The sequence below is a fragment of the Streptomyces sp. NPDC004647 genome (genome assembly GCF_040609575.1).
In the GTDB taxonomy this organism is placed as follows: Bacteria; Actinomycetota; Actinomycetes; order Streptomycetales; family Streptomycetaceae; genus Streptomyces.
In genome coordinates this window covers 1-18,290 of the sequence record NZ_JBEXKU010000022.1, presented here as the reverse complement: position 1 = coordinate 18,290, position 18,290 = coordinate 1, and the positions used below count along the sequence as shown (strand labels likewise).

The 18,290-nt window shown below is 67.8% G+C and carries 17 protein-coding genes; 10 read left to right on the top strand and 7 right to left on the bottom strand.

What is annotated here, in order from left to right; genetic code table 11:
* Positions 1–73: 73 nt before the first annotated feature.
* From rpmH to ABZW18_RS12390, 9 genes are all read left to right on the top strand, one after another.
* Complete coding sequence (gene rpmH, locus ABZW18_RS12430; RefSeq protein ID WP_030354375.1) at positions 74–211, top strand: 50S ribosomal protein L34; 138 nt, start codon at positions 74–76, stop codon at positions 209–211.
* A 25-nt stretch (positions 212–236) separates the two neighbouring features.
* Complete coding sequence (gene rnpA, locus ABZW18_RS12425; protein WP_356185889.1) at positions 237–626, top strand: ribonuclease P protein component; 390 nt, start codon at positions 237–239, stop codon at positions 624–626.
* Positions 623–940, top strand: coding sequence for a membrane protein insertion efficiency factor YidD (yidD, locus tag ABZW18_RS12420; protein ID WP_356185886.1), 318 nt, complete (start codon positions 623–625; stop codon positions 938–940). The genes rnpA and yidD overlap by 4 nt, the downstream gene beginning before the upstream one ends.
* Positions 941–943: 3 nt before the next feature.
* Positions 944–2,053 (top strand): membrane protein insertase YidC, encoded by a 1,110-nt coding sequence (gene yidC, locus ABZW18_RS12415; RefSeq protein WP_356185883.1) that lies wholly within the window; start codon positions 944–946, stop codon positions 2,051–2,053.
* A 38-nt stretch (positions 2,054–2,091) separates the two neighbouring features.
* Positions 2,092–2,613 carry a R3H domain-containing nucleic acid-binding protein gene (locus tag ABZW18_RS12410; RefSeq protein WP_356186050.1) on the top strand — a complete coding sequence of 174 codons (522 nt, stop codon included), beginning with the start codon at positions 2,092–2,094 and terminating at the stop codon, positions 2,611–2,613.
* A 129-nt stretch (positions 2,614–2,742) separates the two neighbouring features.
* On the top strand, positions 2,743–3,459 hold the full coding sequence (gene rsmG / locus ABZW18_RS12405; protein WP_356185881.1) for a 16S rRNA (guanine(527)-N(7))-methyltransferase RsmG: 717 nt from the start codon (positions 2,743–2,745) through the stop codon (positions 3,457–3,459).
* A gap of 223 nt (positions 3,460–3,682) precedes the next feature.
* Positions 3,683–4,801: a ParA family protein gene (locus ABZW18_RS12400; protein WP_356185878.1), complete on the top strand. Its 1,119-nt coding sequence runs from the start codon at positions 3,683–3,685 to the stop codon at positions 4,799–4,801.
* Complete coding sequence (locus tag ABZW18_RS12395) at positions 4,798–5,916, top strand: ParB/RepB/Spo0J family partition protein (RefSeq protein ID WP_356185876.1); 1,119 nt, start codon at positions 4,798–4,800, stop codon at positions 5,914–5,916. The genes ABZW18_RS12400 and ABZW18_RS12395 overlap by 4 nt, the downstream gene beginning before the upstream one ends.
* A 325-nt stretch (positions 5,917–6,241) precedes the next feature.
* Positions 6,242–6,859, top strand: a complete 618-nt coding sequence (locus tag ABZW18_RS12390; protein WP_356185873.1) for a GNAT family N-acetyltransferase — start codon at positions 6,242–6,244, stop codon at positions 6,857–6,859.
* 60 nt (positions 6,860–6,919) lie between these two features.
* On the opposite strand, the gene trxA is transcribed toward ABZW18_RS12390, so the two are convergent.
* The 7 genes from trxA to ABZW18_RS12355 form a co-directional block, all read right to left on the bottom strand.
* Positions 6,920–7,249 carry a thioredoxin gene (trxA, locus tag ABZW18_RS12385; protein ID WP_356185871.1) on the bottom strand — a complete coding sequence of 110 codons (330 nt, stop codon included), beginning with the start codon at positions 7,247–7,249 and terminating at the stop codon, positions 6,920–6,922.
* Positions 7,250–7,290: 41 nt separating this feature from the next.
* The gene (gene trxB / locus ABZW18_RS12380) at positions 7,291–8,265 is read right to left on the bottom strand and encodes a thioredoxin-disulfide reductase (protein WP_356185868.1); all 975 of its coding nucleotides are present in this window, start codon (positions 8,263–8,265) and stop codon (positions 7,291–7,293) included.
* A 114-nt stretch (positions 8,266–8,379) separates the two neighbouring features.
* Positions 8,380–9,288 (bottom strand): hypothetical protein, encoded by a 909-nt coding sequence (locus ABZW18_RS12375; RefSeq protein ID WP_356185866.1) that lies wholly within the window; start codon positions 9,286–9,288, stop codon positions 8,380–8,382.
* Positions 9,285–9,974 carry an RNA polymerase sigma factor SigM gene (gene sigM, locus ABZW18_RS12370; RefSeq protein WP_356185863.1) on the bottom strand — a complete coding sequence of 230 codons (690 nt, stop codon included), beginning with the start codon at positions 9,972–9,974 and terminating at the stop codon, positions 9,285–9,287. The genes ABZW18_RS12375 and sigM overlap by 4 nt, the downstream gene beginning before the upstream one ends.
* A gap of 36 nt (positions 9,975–10,010) precedes the next feature.
* Positions 10,011–11,738, bottom strand: a complete 1,728-nt coding sequence (locus ABZW18_RS12365) for a protein kinase family protein (protein WP_356185860.1) — start codon at positions 11,736–11,738, stop codon at positions 10,011–10,013.
* Between the two features lie 112 nt (positions 11,739–11,850).
* Positions 11,851–14,028: a murein biosynthesis integral membrane protein MurJ gene (gene murJ, locus ABZW18_RS12360; RefSeq protein ID WP_356185858.1), complete on the bottom strand. Its 2,178-nt coding sequence runs from the start codon at positions 14,026–14,028 to the stop codon at positions 11,851–11,853.
* A gap of 45 nt (positions 14,029–14,073) precedes the next feature.
* A complete protein-coding gene (locus ABZW18_RS12355) occupies positions 14,074–16,440 on the bottom strand; it encodes a DUF6049 family protein (RefSeq protein WP_356185855.1) in 2,367 nt (788 codons plus the stop codon).
* A gap of 171 nt (positions 16,441–16,611) precedes the next feature.
* Between ABZW18_RS12355 and ABZW18_RS12350 the strand changes: the two genes are divergently transcribed.
* Entirely contained in the window at positions 16,612–18,114 is a 1,503-nt protein-coding gene (locus tag ABZW18_RS12350) for a CCA tRNA nucleotidyltransferase (RefSeq protein ID WP_356185852.1), read from the top strand.
* Positions 18,115–18,290 lie beyond the last annotated feature (176 nt).

The window sequence follows — 18,290 nt, the reverse complement described above, 5'->3', positions numbered from 1 at the left end:
ACGAGCTACTCGTGGGCGCACGGTGACAGCCAGGCGATGTCCCGCCACCACCGATTCATTCTGGAGCCCTCGAGTGAGCAAGCGCACCTTCCAGCCGAACAACCGCCGCCGCGCGAAGACCCACGGCTTCCGGCTGCGGATGCGTACCCGTGCCGGTCGCGCGATCCTCGCGACCCGCCGTGGCAAGGGTCGCGCGCGTCTGTCGGCCTGAGCAGCCTGACCTCAAGGTCCATGACGTGCTGCCTACCGAGAATCGGCTGAGGCGGCGCGAGGACTTTGCAGCCGCGGTACGCCGGGGACGCAGGGCCGGGCGCCCTCTCCTCGTCGTCCACCTTCGAAGCGACAGCCCTTCCGAACAGAGGGGTAAAGACCCGCACGCGTCTGGGGAGAACGCTCCCCCTTCACGTGCGGGTTTCGTCGTCAGCAAGGCGGTCGGCGGTGCTGTCGTCCGCAACCTGGTGAAGCGGAGGCTGCGTCACCTCATGCGTGTTCGGATCGACCGGCTGCCCGCAGGTAGCCTGGTTGTCGTACGGGCGCTGCCCGGTGCCGGCGAGGCGGACCACGACCAGCTGGCCCGCGACCTGGACGCCGCGTTGCAGCGGCTGCTGGGAGGGGCGGCGCGATGAAATACCCGCTGCTGTGGTTGATCAAGCTCTACCAGTGGACCATCAGCCCGATGCTCGGGCCGGTCTGCAAGTACTACCCGTCGTGCTCGCACTACGGCTACCAGGCCATTGATGTGCACGGCGCGGTGAAAGGGACGGCACTGACCGCCTGGCGCATTCTGCGCTGCAATCCGTGGTCGCTCGGTGGCGTCGACCACGTCCCTCCCCGGAAGCATCCGGTCTGGCACCAAAGGCTGCGGAGCCGGAGGAGCGACAGCTCCCCCGAAGCGCCGGCGGGACAGCCCAAGACTCAGCCCAACGCCCAAGGAGCCTGATTCGTGGACACGATCCTCGGTCCTCTCTATACCGCAGTTTCCTGGATCATTGTCCAGTTCCACTCGCTGTACAGCCTTGTCTTCGACAAGGACAGTGGCTGGGCCTGGGGTCTGTCCATCGTTTCCCTGGTGGTACTGATCCGTATCTGCCTGATCCCGCTTTTTGTGAAGCAGATCAAGGCGACGCGGAACATGCAGGTGCTCCAGCCGAAGATGAAGGCGATCCAGGAGCGCTACAAGAGCGACAAGCAGCGCCAGTCCGAAGAGATGATGAAGCTCTACAAGGAGTCGGGCACCAACCCGCTCTCGAGCTGTCTCCCGATTCTGGCCCAGTCGCCGTTCTTCATCGCGCTGTACCAGGTGCTGAACAAGATCGCGAACGACCAGGCCGTCGGTGTGATGGGCCAGGATCTGGTGGACAGCGCGCGGAGCGCCAAGATCTTCGGTGCTCCCATCGCATCCAAGTTCCTGGACAGCGCGGGCAAGATCGAGTCGCTCGGTGCCACTCTCACCGATGTACGGGTCGTCACCGTCATCATGATCCTTCTGATGTCGGCCTCGCAGTTCTACACGCAGCGCCAGCTGATGACCAAGAACGTCGACATGACGGTGAAGACGCCGTTCATGCAGCAGCAGAAGATGCTGATGTACGTCTTCCCGATCATGTTCGCCGTCTTCGGGATCAACTTCCCGGTCGGTGTCCTCGTCTACTGGCTGACCACGAATATGTGGACCATGGGTCAGCAGATGTTCGTGATCCGCCGTAACCCCACGCCTGGCAGCCTCGCTTTCAAGCAGCGCCAGGACAGGCTGCGGGCCCAGGGCAAGCTCAAGGAGGAGCCGGCCGAGGTGGAGGCCAAGAAGGCTGTCGAAGCCGCTCGTGCGAACCGGCATCAGCCGAAGCGCCAGAGCAAGGCCAAGCGCCATTCCGCTGCCTCGGCGCACACCGCCAAGAGCTCGGTGTCCGAAAGCTCGGATGCGAAGCCTTCGCTGGAGAAGAAGGGGCAGCAGCCGCAGGGCGCCGAGTCGAAGCCGGGCAGCGGTGACTCCCGTAACGCCAAGTCCGGGCAGCGCAAGGGCCAACAGCGGCCCAAGCACCCGTCCAAGAAGTAGAAGGAGGCCATCCGGTGACGGAAGGCACGACCAGCCCCTTGCCTTCGGCAGAGGAGACCCCGGAGACCCCGGCTGCCGAAGAGGGCGACACCCTGACCCGCCTCGAGCAGGAAGGGGAGATCGCGGCCGACTACCTCGAGGGACTGCTGGACATCGCCGATCTCGACGGCGACATCGACATGGATGTCGAGGCCGACCGGGCTGCGGTGTCGATCATCAGCGACTCGACCAGCCGCGACCTGCAGAAGCTGGTGGGCCGTGACGGTGAGGTGCTGGAGGCGCTCCAGGAGCTGACCCGGCTCGCGGTGCACCGTGAGACCGGCGACCGCAGCCGGCTGATGCTGGACATCAGCGGCTTCCGGGCCCGTAAGCGTGAGGAGCTCGCGGAGCTCGGCGCCAAGGCCGCGGAGGAGGCCAAGGGAACCGGCGAGCCGGTGAAGCTCAGGGCGATGACGCCCTTCGAGCGCAAGGTGGTCCACGACGCGGTGGCGGCGGCGGGGCTGCGCAGCGAGTCCGAGGGTGAGGAACCCCAGCGTTGCGTCGTCGTGCTCCCGGTCTGACCCGGACCGTCTCCCCGGCCTCGCGGTAGGAGAACCAGGAGTGTCCCCGGCCCCGTCTGTTCGCAGGCGGGGCCGGACTTTGTCAGCCTGACAGTCAGCATGCATCAGCGTGTACGGAAGGACGGTCCCGTGACGGAGGCAGCGGAGCTCCCCCCGGCGCCCGAAGAAGCAGAGGCAGTGTTCGGTGAGCGCTTTCCCGACGCCGTCCGTTATGCGGAGCTGCTCGCCGATGCCGGGGTGAAACGCGGGCTCATCGGGCCACGGGAGGTCCCACGGCTCTGGGAACGGCATCTGCTGAACTGTGCCGTGCTCTCCGAGGCCGTGCCCGAAGGTGTCTCGGTTTGTGATGTGGGATCGGGCGCCGGACTGCCGGGTATCCCGCTGGCGCTCGTACGGCCGGATCTGCGGATCACGCTTCTGGAGCCGCTGTTGCGGCGTACGAATTTCCTGCAGGAAGTCGTCGAGCTGCTGGGGCTGGATCACGTCACGGTAGTACGCGGCCGCGCCGAGGAGGTTCTGGGGAAGCTGCCGCCTGTGCATGTCGTGACCGCACGGGCCGTGGCACCGTTGGACCGGCTCGCGGGCTGGGGCGTTCCGTTGCTGCGTCCCTACGGCGAGATGCTCCTGCTCAAGGGAGATACGGCCGAGGAGGAGTTGAAGGCCGCCCGCGCGGCACTGAGCAAGCTCGGTGTCGTTGAGACCTCAGTACTTCACGTCGGGGAGGGCGTGGTGCAGCCGCTGTCCACGGTGGTGCGGGTGGAGGTTGGCGAGAGCCCAGGCGGTGTTCGCTTCGCGGCCAAGCGGGCCAAGGCCGCCCGAACGGGGCGGACTCGCCGCCGCCGCTGAGGGCGAAATGCTCCATACAAGCTGCCAAAACTACTCAATTCGGAGTGTCGTGACGTTCTCGGGCTGACATCCATGCATCGTGTTTCACGTGAAACGTCGCTCTCTGCTGCATGGAATCATCAGCCGTGGCCGCGCGGCTGCCTCATCGCGTGATCGTAAACCCGCTTTCGATGTGGATTCATCCACAGGAGAACGGGCCGCGCTGGTTCACGACCCCGAAAGCATGGCAGGCTCTGTTCATTGCGAGCCTGAAGTCGAGGAGGATGAATCCTTGCGGTCCGACGCCAACATCGCGGGACCGATGACCGATCCGGTCCCCGGTCCCCGCACCGCTGAGCCCTATCAGGGGGTGACCTCCGGGCCCCCCACCGCGGGGGAGGACGTTTCACGTGAAACTCCATCCCCCATGGATGACACTCCCATCGGCCGTGCAGCCCAGCTCGCTGTCGAAGCGCTGGGCCGTGCCGGTGAGGGACTTCCCCGGCCGGAGCGGACCCGGGTGATGGTGGTTGCCAACCAGAAGGGTGGGGTCGGCAAGACCACGACCACGGTCAACCTCGCCGCCTCGCTCGCCCTTCACGGGGCGCGCGTCCTGGTGGTGGACCTCGACCCGCAGGGCAATGCCTCAACGGCCCTGGGGATCGACCATCACTCCGAGGTCCCTTCAATCTACGACGTCCTCATCGACAGCAAGCCGCTCTCGGATGTCGTACAGCCGGTACCGGATGTGGAGGGCCTCTTCTGCGCTCCGGCCACCATCGACCTCGCTGGCGCCGAGATCGAGCTGGTCTCCCTCGTGGCTCGCGAGAGCCGGTTGGAGCGGGCGATCCAGGCGTACGAGCAGCCCCTGGACTACATCCTCATCGACTGCCCGCCATCTCTCGGTCTACTTACGGTGAATGCCCTGGTCGCGGGGGCGGAGGTGCTGATTCCGATCCAGTGCGAGTACTACGCTCTGGAGGGTCTCGGGCAGCTGCTGCGCAACGTGGACCTCGTGCGAGGCCATCTCAACCCCAAGCTTCATGTCTCGACCATCCTGCTCACCATGTACGACGGCAGGACCCGACTTGCCTCGCAGGTGGCGGATGAGGTTCGCAGTCACTTCGCAAGTGAAGTACTGCGGACCAGCATCCCGCGGTCGGTGCGGATCTCCGAGGCGCCCAGCTACGGGCAGACGGTACTCACCTATGACCCCGGTTCCAGCGGCTCGCTCTCGTATCTCGAAGCGGCTCGTGAAATCGCCCTGCGCGGGGTCGGAGTGCAGTACGACCCGCAGTATGTGCATGCCGCGGGCCAGAACACTGAGCAGGACCAGCAAAGCATGTCGGAGGGGATGCAGTGAGTGATCGACGTAGGGGACTGGGCCGTGGGCTTGGTGCGCTGATCCCCGCGGCACCGCAGGGGACGGAGAATTCCGTCTCCTCGGTGGGCGTAGGGGCCACGTCTCCGGCAGCGGTACCGCTGTTGGCGCCGGATCGTGGCGTGGCGGCAGCCAAGGTGGCCGCGCTCCCGCCGAATGGCGTTTCACGTGAAACCGGCGCCGACTCCCATGAGGAACCGGCCCCGGCGACGGTAGAAGAGCCGCCGGCCGGTGCTCATTTCGCCGAGCTGTCCCTGGACTTCATTACGCCCAACCCTCGCCAACCGCGTGAGGTCTTCGATGAGGACGCTCTCGCTGAGCTCGTACATTCCATCCAGGAGGTAGGACTCCTCCAGCCGGTGGTTGTACGGCAGTTGGCGTCGGAGCGCTATGAGCTCATCATGGGCGAGCGTCGCTGGCGGGCTTGCCGTGAGGCCGGCCTGGAGCGCATTCCGGCGATCATCAGGGCGACCGATGACGAGAAGCTGCTGCTCGACGCACTGCTGGAGAACCTGCATCGCGCGCAGCTGAACCCGTTGGAAGAGGCCGCTGCCTACGACCAGCTGCTGAAGGACTTCAACTGCACGCATGATCAGTTGGCGGACCGAATCGGGCGCTCGCGCCCGCAGGTCTCCAACACACTGCGACTGCTGAAGCTCTCTCCTTCTGTGCAGCGCCGGGTCGCCGCGGGTGTGCTCTCGGCCGGACACGCCCGTGCACTGCTGTCGGTCGAGGACTCCGAGGAGCAGGACCGGCTGGCTCACCGGATCGTGGCCGAGGGACTCTCGGTGCGGGCGATCGAGGAGATCGTCACCCTGATGGGCTCGCGACCGAGCAGTGTGCCCAAGGCAAAGGGGCCGCGAGCCGGTAACCGGGTGTCGCCTGCGCTTACGGATCTTGCCTCGCGACTGTCGGACCGTTTCGAAACCCGGGTGAAGGTGGACCTGGGACAGAAGAAGGGAAAGATCGTCGTCGAGTTCGCCTCGATGGACGACCTGGACCGGATCTTGGGGTCCCTGGCTCCCGGCGAAGGGCGAGTGCTGGAGCAGATGCTCTCGGAAGAGGCCTCGGAGGACGACGAGGAAACGAATCCATAGTTCTTCTGCGCTCAAGGCGGGCTGTGCTGCCGGCTGAGACATCCCGTCGTACGGGATCCATCGGTGGCGACACGGCCCGCTCTTTGCTTTATTTGCGGTATCGGTGCAATCGCGACGTCGATACGATGTGTTCGGGTATGGCGCATCCACGTGGAGACCCCTCATTTGGAGGACGGGCCATGCGATCGGTAAGCCGCACCGGGCTGGTGGCCGCAGGATTGAGCCTGGGGGCTGTCGGCGGTTTCGTCGGCAGTCTCATCAGGGAGCGTGGAACTCTGGCAGCCGCCCGTGGGGCGGCAGGCGATGAAAGTGAGGAACTGGCTGCATGGGGCGTCGGCTCGTACCGCTCACGCTGGACAACCTTCCGGACATTCCCAAGCGCTGCCGGTCCTGTGTCTTCTGGGAGCTCGACCCGGTCAGTGGAGAAGCCGCGGTAAAAGCCGGTCGGCCGGAGTTCGAGAAGGAAGCCTGGATTTCCGCAGTGCTCCTCGAATGGGGATCCTGCGGCCGAGTGGTGTACGTGGACGAGGTGCCGGTGGGCTTCGTGCTGTACGCACCCCCCGCCTACGTCCCCCGCTCCACCGCATTTCCCACCAGCCCGGTGTCGCCCGATGCCGTGCAGCTGATGACTGCCTGGATCATGCCGGGCTATCAGGGCCAGGGACTGGGCCGGGTCATAGTGCAGACGGTGGCCAAGGACCTTCTCCGGCGAGGTTTCAAGGCGATTGAGGCAATTGGGGATGCGCGGTGGAAGGAGCCGGCCTGCGTTCTGCCCGCAGAGCATCTTCTGGCTGTGGGGTTCAAAACCGTCCGGCCCCACCACCGCTTCCCGCGGCTGCGGCTCGAACTCCGGACGACACTCTCCTGGAAGGAGGATGTCGAGCTGGCGCTGGACCGGCTGCTCGGCGCAGTTCAGAAGGAGCCCGCTCTCCGACCGCTCTAGAGATACGAACAGGCCCGCCCCTCAGGGGCGGGCCTGTTTCACGTGAAACGGCGAACTGCGTCAGCCGATGAAGTCCTCGAGGTCGCGCAGGATGGCGGCCTTCGGCTTGGCGCCGACGATGGTCTTCTTGACCTCGCCGCCCTGGTACACGTTCAGCGTCGGGATGGACATCACCCCGTATTTGGCTGCAGTGGCCGGGTTCTCGTCGATGTTCAGCTTGACGATCTCGATCTGCTCACCGTGCTCGGCCGCGATTGCCTCGAGGGAGGGAGCGATCTGTCGGCACGGGCCGCACCAGGCAGCCCAGAAGTCGACGAGAACGGGCTTGTCGTTCTTGAGAACGTCCTCGTCGAAGGAGGAGTCGGTCACGTTCTTGAGGGCGCCGGCCATGGCGGTCTCCTAGTTCGTTGATCCTGAGGTGAAGAAAAGCGTCAGAGGGCCGCTGCGGCCTTCTCCGGCTCTGCAGGCTTGGCGTCCGTCAGCGCCGCGAGGAACCGCTCGGCGTCAAGGGCGGCAGAGCAACCGGTACCGGCGGCCGTGATGGCCTGGCGATAGGTGTGGTCCACCACGTCGCCGGCGGCGAAGACGCCGGTCAAGTTGGTACGGGTCGAGGGCGCCTCGACGGTCAGGTAGCCCTCCTCGTCCAGGCCCAGCTGACCCTTGAACAGTTCAGTCCGCGGGTCGTGGCCGACGGCGATGAACAGCCCGGTCACCGGCAGCTCGGAGGTCTCACCGGTCTTGGTGTTGCGCAGGGTGAGTCCGGAGAGCTTCTGGTCTCCGTGGATCGCGGCGACTTCACTGTGCCAGGCGAAGGAGATCTTCGCGTCGGCGAAGGCACGCTCCTGCATGGCCTTGGAGGCGCGAAGGGTGTCCCGGCGGTGGATGACGGTGACCGACTTGGCGAAGCGGGAGAGGAAGGTGGCCTCCTCCATCGCGGTGTCGCCACCGCCCACCACGGCGATGTCCTGGTCCTTGAAGAAGAAGCCGTCACACGTGGCGCACCAGGAGACGCCGCGGCCGGAGAGCTCGTCCTCACGCGGCAGTCCCAGCTTGCGGTGCTGGGAGCCGGTGGTGATGATCACGGACTTGGCTCGGTGCACCGTGCCGGCGGAGTCGGTGACGGACTTGATCTCGCCTGCCAGGTCCACGGTGATGACATCGTCCGGGATCAGCTCTGCACCGAAGCGCTCGGCCTGGGCCCGCATGTTGTCCATCAGGTCCGGGCCCATGATGCCGTCGCGGAAGCCGGGGAAGTTCTCCACGTCGGTGGTGTTCATCAGCGCGCCACCGGCGGTGACGGCACCCTCGAAAACGAGGGGCTTCAAGGAAGCGCGCGCGGTGTACAGCGCCGCGGTGTATCCAGCCGGCCCAGAGCCGATGATGATCACGTTACGGACGTCGCTCACGGGTGTTGTCCTCGTCTCTGCCGACTGCTCTCTGGGTCACTCGGGACTCTCATCCCACCCAACGGATCCTACGGGGCGAGCATTCCCGACGTGGCACACTGCACGCTGCGTGGCTCAGCGGCGCTGGTAGACGCGCCTCAGCAGGACGTCACCGGGGCCCTGCGGTGTCTTGGCCGTGCAGGAGGCGTCAACGACGTATGCGTCGACCCGGGCGGCGTCGGAGGAGTGCGGGAGAACGACGAGGTAGACCTCCGCACCCTCGTACCTGCCCTGCTCCGAGGCGATCGGGCTGTCCGCTCGGCCGATGCCCTCGCGTACGCAGGCGGGAACAGTCGCGTCGCTCCCCCGCATCGGGTGGTTGGAGTCGGCGCCGACCTCGTTCGAGGGGGCGGCCTTCGTGTCCGCACCTGAGAGCAGCTTTTGAACGCGCGACTCGACTCCGTGAGCCGACAACCCGGAGGAATCCTTCTGCGTATCGGACTTGTGTGCGGCGGCCGAGTTGGGTGAGGAGCCACTGTCCGAGGTGTCGATGGTCTGGATGAGCACGCCTCCCAGTCCGATCGCCGCGAGTGCACATGCGGCACCGAAAACGGCCGCGCGCCAGCGACGGCGGGTTTGCGGGTGGCGGCCCGGCCCGGTCGAGCCCCGCGCATGCCCCTCAGGGCGCTGCCCGGTTCGCGGAGCGCTCGGCGTGGGCGCCGTTTCACGTGAAACATGGCTCGTCTCTGCGTCGGGCTCGGTTTCACGTGAAACACCGGAGGGCGCTGTGGAGTCCAGAAGGGCTTCGGCAGCCAGGGCGGCTTCGATCCGGCCGGCGACGTCGGCGGGCATGCGAGCCGGGCCGGGAAGCGTGCCGAGCAGCCCGCGGATCTCGTCGAGGGACGTGTAGACATCGGCACACAGGGTGCAGCTCGCCAGGTGGCCGCGTACCTCGGCAGAGCGGTCGGGGTCCAGAATGCCCTCGGTGAGCGCCGAGATCTCCGCCACGTCCGGGTGCTGGCCCGTGTCAGTCGAGGATGTCACGCTCGCCCACCTCCGCCCTTCACGGTATCTGTGTCCCTCGGTCCTGCCGCTGGTGGGACGGATGGCCCCTGCGTCCGGTTCCTTCTGCGGTCCGGGTCGGGAGCATCCCCATCCTCGGCCCGCAAATGAGCGAGCATGGGAAGCAGCCGTGCCCGGCCTCTGGCGCAGCGGCTTTTCACCGTTCCGGTGGGGACGTCGAGGATGCGGGCGACCTCGACGACTGGATAGCCCTGCATATCGACCAGAACGAGCACTGCCCGCTGTTCGGCGGGCAGGGTGCCGAGTGCCTGCACGAGTTCGCGGAGCAGGTCGCTGCGCTCAGCAGGCGCGGCGGCGGACTCATGGGGCTCCAGGAGCTGCTCGAGGCGCTCGGTCTCGGCGACCGGGGAAGTGCGGCGAGAGGCGGCTTTACGGGCCCTGTCGAGGCAGGCATTCACCGTGATGCGGTGCAGCCAGGTTGTGACGGCCGACTGGCCGCGGAAGGTGTGGGCCGCGCGGTAAGCGGAGAGGAAGGCATCCTGAACGGCGTCGGCGGCCTCTTCCCGGTCACCGAGGGTCCTCAGAGCGACGGCCCACAGCCGGTCACGGTGGCGCCGGACGATCTCGCCGAAGGCCTCCGGGTCGCCCGCGACATGGCGGGCGAGGAGGTCCTGGTCGCTTGCGGCGCCCGGTATGGCGTCCTCCAACGTCGGGCCCCTCCCCTTCGGACTGGGTTGAGCAGGTCAGCCGAGCACGTTGATCTCCGAGATGCCGCCGCGGAACGAACCTGCTGAACCGTCGTTGGCCAGCTCAGTGATGTGGATCAGTACGTATCGCGTCCGCACGCTCTTGTCGAGGGTGGCTTCCAACTTGCCGCCGACGGTGTCGAGCTCGGTGATGCGCCGATCGAATTCGCTGAGCGTAGTGGGGTCCGACGCGGAGGTGCCGGCTGCGAGAACCTCGACGGTCTGCCCGGGACGGTACATGTCGATGTCGACACCGGATACGTCCGTCACGCGCCCGAGGTCGACGATGAGCCCGCTGCCCTGCTTGCGCTGCGAGAGGTTGCCGAAGTTCGGGTAGCCGTCGTAGCGGGGCGTTATCCAGGCGGTGTCGGCCTGCTCGTCTGTGGCGTTGCCGACCTTGTCCACGGCCACGGGAGCGGCCAGCGGGGAGAATTCCGTCGTGTTCCGGATGTCCAGCGGCTTGCCGGGGGCGTCCTTGTTCTTGCCCGAGCCGCTGCCCTTCGCCTGGGAGCTGCCCGAATCGTCGGTCCGGCCCTCGCGGTCCATCAGCGTGTCGGCCAGCTGCCAGCTGCCCAGCCCGAGCGCCGCGATGAGCAGTGCCGCAACCGTCCACTTGAGGACCTTGCCGCTCCGGCTCTGGAGCGGCGGCGGGGGCGTCGCTGCGGGCTGGGCGGGAGCTCCCTGCCCGGTGCCCGCAGGCTTCCCGTACACGCCCTGTTGGTATGCCGCGGGCTGGTAGGTGGGGGTCGCGAAGGACGGCTCCGGCGGGCGGATGCGCGGCAGCGCGGCCACTGCTTTGGCCAGCTCTTCCGGCGTGGTGCAGGGCTGCTCCTGCCGGGACGGGGTGGCGCCGTTGTTCACCAGCGCGCGCATGGCCAGCTCCGCCAGCCCGCGGTGGACGCCTGCTCGTACCTGGTCCGGGGCGATCAGGCCGACGCCCTTGGGAAGGCCGGAGAGGCCGTACGCGTCCTCCTCGTACGGCCACCGCTGCGTCAGCGCGGCGTACAGCAGTGCCCCAATGGCCTCGGTGTCGGTGCGCTGCGGCTGGGGGCAGCTGATGCCGCGCAGCGCGGCCATCACAGCGAGGCCGCGGATGCGGTATTGGCCCGAGTCGGTGCGCAGTACGGAGCTCGGCGTCAGCCGGAGATGGGCCAGGCCTTCGCGGTGTGCGGCGGCCATGGCCTGGGAGACCTGGGTGACGAGCTGGTAGGCCTCGTGCGGCTCCAGCAGGCCGGAGGAGAGAAGGGTGGTGAGTTCCGTCGCGTCGGGCAGCCACTCATGGACGACGTAGACCAGGTCGTTCTCCTCGACGGCGTCGAGGACCTGGACGAACCGCGGGTCGCCCAGAAGCGCAGCCGAGCGGGCAGCGGCCAGCACCGGGCGGGCACGCGGATGCTCCGCGGGCAGCACATGGACGCCGACCGCGCGGCGGAGTTTCTCGTCGACAGCACGCCAGCTGCTGAATCCGTCCAGACGGGTGACGCACTCCTCGAGGCGGTAGCGTCTGGCGAGTTTGTGGCCGCTGTGCAGCTCTGGGGGGTCCACGTCGGGCACAGAGCTCTCGCTCTCGGTCCGTGCCGTCTCGGTACCCGCGGTGTCCGCTTCCGCGCCGGGCTTGTCCTGGGCGTCCGTCCCGTCGGCCATGGCCTTTTCCGCCTGCGCGGACAGCGGCTCATCGCCGCTGCTGTCGGCCACGTCGACGGCAGCCGTGCTCCGTTCCGCCACCGTCGTTCCTGCCTCCCCATCCGTTGCACGCTCTCGCACCACAGCAAAACCAATTGTGCCCACAGTCCGCCGCTATGCACGACACGCGGTGGCGGACGAAGGTTGTACTCGCTCAGCGACCGAGACGGCCGCGGACCATCCCGACCATGGCGGTGAGTTCCTCGATACGCATGCGCTTCGCCGCCATGCAGAACACCCCGACCAGAACGATCCCGCCGCCGATCAGGGCCGCGAGGGAGCCGAGGGCGCCGTTGCCGAGGGCCCGGGTGATGCCGAAGCCCGCGGCTCCGCCGAGAAGTGCTGCGGGGATGCTGGCGCCGGCCAGCCGGGCGTACGTACGGAGGATGTGGGCTCCGTCCAGATCGCCGCCCAGCCGCTGGCGCAGCCGCTTCCAGGCGACACCCACGCCGATCGCGTACGCCAGCCCGTAGGAGGCGGCCATGCCCACCACGGCCCAACGGGCGGGGAGGACGAGGAAACAGACCGCCGACGCGGCGGCGTTGACCGCGGCGATGATCACCGTGTTGTAGAAGGGGGTGCGGGTGTCCTCGTAGGCGTAGAAGCCGCGCAGTATGACGTACTGCACCGAGAACGGGATCAGGCCGAGGCCGAAGGCCATCAGCATGTAGCCCATCGACTGCGCGGCTTCGATGCTGGCGGAGGCGTACATCAAGGTGCACAGCGGAACGCCGAATGCCACGAAGGCGAAGGAGATCGGGACGATCGCCACGGCGGAGGTCCGCAGTCCCTGGGAGATGTCGTCGCGGACGGCACCGGGGTCCCCGTCCGCAGCGGCCCTGGAGATACGGGGCAGCAGGGCGGCCATCACGGAGACGGTGATGATGGCCTGCGGCATTCCCCAGATGAGCTGGGCGTTGGAGTAGGCCAGGATGCCGGTGCCCGCGAAGCCCTGGTCGTCGGCCTGCGCGCCGGCCCAGGTGGCGAGCTGCGTCACCACGAGCACGCCGGCCTGGTTGGCGAGGACGAACAGCACGGTCCACTTGGCGAGTTTGGCTGCCTTGCCCAGGCCGTGTCCGCGCCAGTCGAAGCGGGGGCGGAAGGTGAATCCCGCGTTCCAGAGGTACGGGATCATCGCGAGCGCCTGGACCACGAGCCCCAGCAGGGTGCCGATGCCGAGGAGCCGGATACCCTCCGGCGGGATGGTCGTGACGCCCATGTCGCTCTGGTCGGCGGTGCCGTAGACCCAGATGAACATCCCGAAGGTGAAGATCATGACGATGTTGTTGAGGACCGGGGTCCACATCATCGCGCCGAACCGGCCCCGCGCATTGAGGATCTGACCCATGACCACGTGCACGCCCATGAAGAAGATGGTCGGCAGGCAGTAGCGAGCGAAGGCGACGGCCACGTCATTGGCGGCGGGGTTGTCGGCGATCTCGACCGACATCATGCGGATGAGCAGCGGAGCGCCGATCACGGACAGCGCGACGATGCCACCGAGGACGACGATGACGAGGGTGAGCAGACGGTTGGCGTACGCCTCGCCGCCGTCGTGGTCGTCCTTCATCGCCCTGACGAGCTGAGGCACGAAGACGGAGTTGAGGCCGCCGCCGATGGTCAGGATGTAGATCATCGTCGGCAGTGTGTACGCGACGGTCCAGGCATCACCCAGGAGTGCAGCGCCGAGGGCGGCGGTGATGACGAGAGTGCGCAGGAAGCCGGTGAGCCGGGAGACGAGCGTGCCCGCTGCCATGACCGCACTGGACTTCAGAAGACCGGACGCGCGGCCGCCGGAGCCCTTGGAGGGGGAGGCGGCCGTGGGCACGGGGTCCGGGGCCGGTTCGACCGCCGGAGGTGTCGGTGCGGGCCGCTGCGGCTCGTACGGCTGTTGTTGGTCACGGAAGAGGTGGGCGAAAGCGTCCTGATGCTGCGGGGGTTCGTTCGACGACTGCCCGACGAGGTCGTCCACGCCCACGTACTGCGTGGTCGCGGCGTCGTCCCCGTACGGCAGCCGCCGGGAGGGGCCGTCCGGCTCGGGCGGCGGGGTCGGAGCCCACAGCCTCGGGTCCGGGGCATGCCGCGGAGCCGGGGGCTGCTGGTAGAGGGGCAGCGGGTCCGGGTATGTGCCGGGGGGCGGCGGCGGGTGCGCGGCGCGGTCGTACAGCGCTTCGGCCACCGGATCCTGCGTCACGGGGTCCTGGGCGCTGTACGGGTCCGAGGCGTAGGCGTCCTGAACGTACGGGTCATGGGCGCGCGGGTGCGGCGGCACCTGGCCCGCCGGGTCACCGCCCGGGCTCTGGCCGCGGTCACCGTCGTACGGCGCGTTCATCGCTACCCCACCTCATCGTCCCCGGCCGACCGGCCCCGACATCGCTCAACGGTCCACTTTCTCACCCGTCCCGGATGCGTTGCCGCTTTCCGGTCCGGTGTCCGGCGTCACGTCACCCTGCTGCTCGGAATCCGGCTCCTGGCCTTCGGGCCCGTCAGTCGTCGGCTCCTCGGTTTCTGGGCCCTCGGTCTCCGCTGGGTCGTCGGTCTTGGGGTCCTCATCGGACTCGGTGCTCTCCGCGGTCCCGCGGGCCGCCGCGCGCTTGCGCTGTGTGTACATCCGGACTCCGGCGAGCACGAGCAGCAGGACGCCGCCGGCGATGACGAGCATCACGGTTGAGGTGATCTCCGTCACCTTCACCTTGAACGTCATCGGCCCGCCGTAGGGAGTGCCGTCGTCGGTGTAGAGCTGCGCCTTCACCCAGGCGGTGCCGTTCGCGTTCGCCGTGGTGTTGAACTTCACCGACTGGCTGTGCCCGCCGTCGATCCTGACGGGCTGTTCCTCGCCGACATCGAGCCGGTTCGGCTGGCTGGAGGTGAGGACCAGCTTCAGCCCTTCGATCCCCTGCACCAGGTTGTTCTGCACGGTCACCGGAATCGTCGCGCTCTGCCCGGAGAGGGTCTGCGTCGACTTCTGGATGAGCTGGACTTCCTCCGTGAGGTCGGAGAGGTAGCCCCGCACGGAGTTGCGGAAGCCCGTCGCGCCCTCGGCGTCGCCGCGCCAGGAGGTGGACATCTCGCGCATGATCGCGTTGCCGATGGGCGTCACCACCCGGTCCGGCTGGGAGAGGATCACCTGGAAGCCGTCCAGGGCACCCTGCGTGCGCTGGATCTCACGGAAGGCCTCTGTGGGCAGTTCCTGCCCGCGCAGCGAGCCGGGGTACGAGGCGTCGGCAGGCACCTGGCTGGTCGCCCGCGGATCGGGCTTGGCCTTCGCCGCGTCGCTCAGCCCCACCGGCTCGGTCCAGCGGTCGTTCTCCAGTCCGCCGATCGCCTGGGCCATCGTCCGGGCCTGGCTCGCCGTGGGCGTCCGCTGAGGGGCAACGACGATGCTGCGCTGCTTCTGCGGTGCCTGCATCGTGAGCATGAGGGTCTGAGCGAGGAACTGCTGTACGGCGAGCGTGGAGTCCTCCGCCCGCGACATGTCGCCCTGGAAGCCCGTGGAGAGCCGGGCGTCCGCCGACACAGCCGTATTGCCGCCGCCGATCGGGCGGGCCGACGTGGGTGTGTAGGGCAGGCCTCCGGTCTCTCGGAGGCTGTCGCTGCGGGTGATGACGTTGTGAGCACCGGCGGAGGTGGCGACGTCGATCACCGAGGAGTCGATGGCGCCGTTCACCGGCCAGGCGAAGTCGGTGCGGGGTTTCGTGCCGAGGATGGTCTCCACCGTCACCGAGGCGAGGTCGGTGGCGGGCTTGAGGTGGCCGAGTGCGGCGGAGACGCCCTTGCCCCGGTGGGCGAGGGAGGCGAGGTCCGGGTCGGCGAACGGCAGGGCGACGACCTCATGGTCGTCCACGGCGTCCTGGAGGTCCTTGAGCCACTGCTTGGCGACGGCCTGGTTCCTGCCCGGTGTGGTCGTGCCGTCGGGCCCCTCGATCTTGTAGTTCTTCGTCATGGCGTCGACGGTCGCCAGCAGGTCCGGATCCAGCACATAGGTGACCGGGAGGTTCTTGCCGAGCGCCACCATCTGCTGCAGCCGACCGCCGGGCGCCAGCTCGGCGGCGAGGGAGTCGTCGCGGAGGATCGGGGTCTGCTGGGCGTCGGAGTCGGTCCGGGCGGTGAGGTGGCTGGACGAGATGAGCGGCCACATGAAGCTCATCCGAGTCTTGTGCTCGACCGCCGAAGGCTGCCAGGGGAGGAAGGTCCGCTCCATTCCCAGGACCTGCTGGAACGGCTGCTTCTGTGTCTGCCCGGTAAGGGAGACGCCCAGCTGGTAGACCCCGCCGCGGCCGAGGTTCAGGTCCTCCACCGGGATGGTGAGGCTGAAGCTGCGCGAAATACCGGACGGCAGCTTGTCGATCTCGACGGTGTGCTCACCGCCTGCCTCCCGCCCGTCGGCGCCGTACGAGAACCCGGTGCGCCGGGCGGCGCTGTCGATCGCGCTCCGGCTGTTGAGGGACGGGCCGAGCCGCAGCCCGACGTGGGCGTTCGTGACCGCGGAGCTGCCGTCGTTGGTGACGGTTCCCTTGACTGTGAGCGTGTCGCTCTTGGCCGGGGAGTCCGGAGTCATCGAATCGATCGAGACATCGACGGTGCGTGAGCCGGTGGCGTTCGAGTCGGCCTGTGCCTGGGGGCCGGCGGGGATCTGCAGGAGGCCCGCGAGCAGCGGGCCTCCCACGAGCGCGGCGACCGCGCACCGCAGCCACCGGCGGGCAGACGCGGATCGCCTCCCCTGGAACTGTGCCGCCTCGGCCACGCTATCGTCCGTCCCTCGTTCGTCAGTGGTGGTCGTTGGATGTGCGTCCCCGAATGGTAACGAGGCCCGCTGCGGCTAAGTGCTGGGGAGTGCTCCACATGATCGCAAGGGAGCCCCGGCCCATCGGAGCGGAGAGGCCCCGAGCGGCTCGGCCACGTACTCTGTTCTGTTGTGCCGAACGCCAACAATGACAGCCACACTTCGCGGACCCAGCAGACCCCTCAGCCGACGGACGCGCTCAGCCAAGTGCAGCGCCGTGCGGTGAGTGAACTGTTGCGGGTCTCTCCCGTCGCCGACGACCTCGCCAGCCGCTTCCGGGAGGCCGGGTACACGCTTGCCCTGGTGGGAGGCTCGGTACGGGATGCGCTGCTCGGCCGGCTCGGCAACGACCTGGATTTCACGACGGACGCCCGGCCCGATGACATCCTGAAGATCGTTCGGCCATGGGCGGACAGCGTGTGGGAGGTGGGCATCGCCTTCGGGACGGTCGGTTGCCTCAAGCGCGCCGGAAACGGCGGCGAGGGGCCTCGCGAGTTCCAGATCGAGGTGACCACGTACCGGTCGGAGGCATACGACAGGACGTCCCGGAAGCCCGACGTGTCCTACGGAGACTCCGTCGAGCAGGACCTCGTCCGCCGGGACTTCACCGTCAACGCGATGGCCGTCGCGCTCCCGGAGAAGGAGTTCATCGATCCGCACAACGGCCTGGAGGATCTGGCGGCCCGGGTGCTGCGGACACCGGGCGCCCCGGAGGACTCGTTCTCGGACGATCCGCTGCGGATGATGCGGGCCGCGCGGTTCGCCGCCCAGCTGGACTTCGAGGTCGCACCGGAGGTTGTCGCCGCGATCACGGCGATGGCGGACCGTATCGAGATCGTCTCCGCGGAACGGGTGCGTGACGAGCTCAACAAGCTGGTCCTGGCAGCCCAGCCGAGGAAGGGCCTGAAACTGCTGGTCGACACCGGGCTTGCCGACCGAGTTCTTCCGGAGCTGCCTGAGCTCCGGCTCGAGCGTGACGAGCACCACCGGCACAAGGATGTGTACCAGCACTCGCTGACCGTGCTGGAGCAGGCGATGGCTCTGGAGGAGGGGGAGCCGGATCTGGTACTGCGGCTCGCCGCTCTGCTGCACGACATCGGAAAGCCGAAGACGCGGCGCTTCGAGAGCGATGGCCGGGTCTCCTTCCACCACCACGAGGTGGTGGGGGCGAAGATGACCAAGTCGCGGATGCTCAAGCTGAAGTACCCCAACGATCTCGTCAAGGACGTCTCCCGGCTGGTGGAACTGCATCTGCGGTTCCACGGCTACGGCACGGGTGAGTGGACGGACTCCGCGGTCCGCAGGTACGTACGGGACGCGGGGCCGCTTCTGGACCGGCTGCACAAGCTGACCCGCTCGGACTGCACGACACGCAACAAGCGGAAAGCCATGGCGCTGTCACGGGCTTACGACGGTCTCGAGGAGCGCATCGCCCGGCTGCAGGAGCAGGAGGAGCTGGACGCGATCCGGCCGGACCTGGACGGTAACGAGATCATGCAGACCCTCGGGGTGGGCCCGGGGCCGGTGATCGGCAAGGCGTACAAGCATCTGCTGGAGCTCCGGCTGGAGAACGGCCCCATGGAGCGGGACGAGGCCGTGGCGGCACTCAAGGAGTGGTGGTCGGCGCAGAGCTGATACTGCCGGAGCGGTCATGTTTCACGTGAAACATGACCGCTCGGGACGGACACAGGGGCTGTGTTGTTCGTGGTTTCACGTGAACCCCCCCGACAAACAAACCCCGCCCCGAGGCGGCGCCCGGGTGCAGGGGGGGGCCCCGGGGGGCGGCGAGGTGCCGGGCCACCCCCACCCCC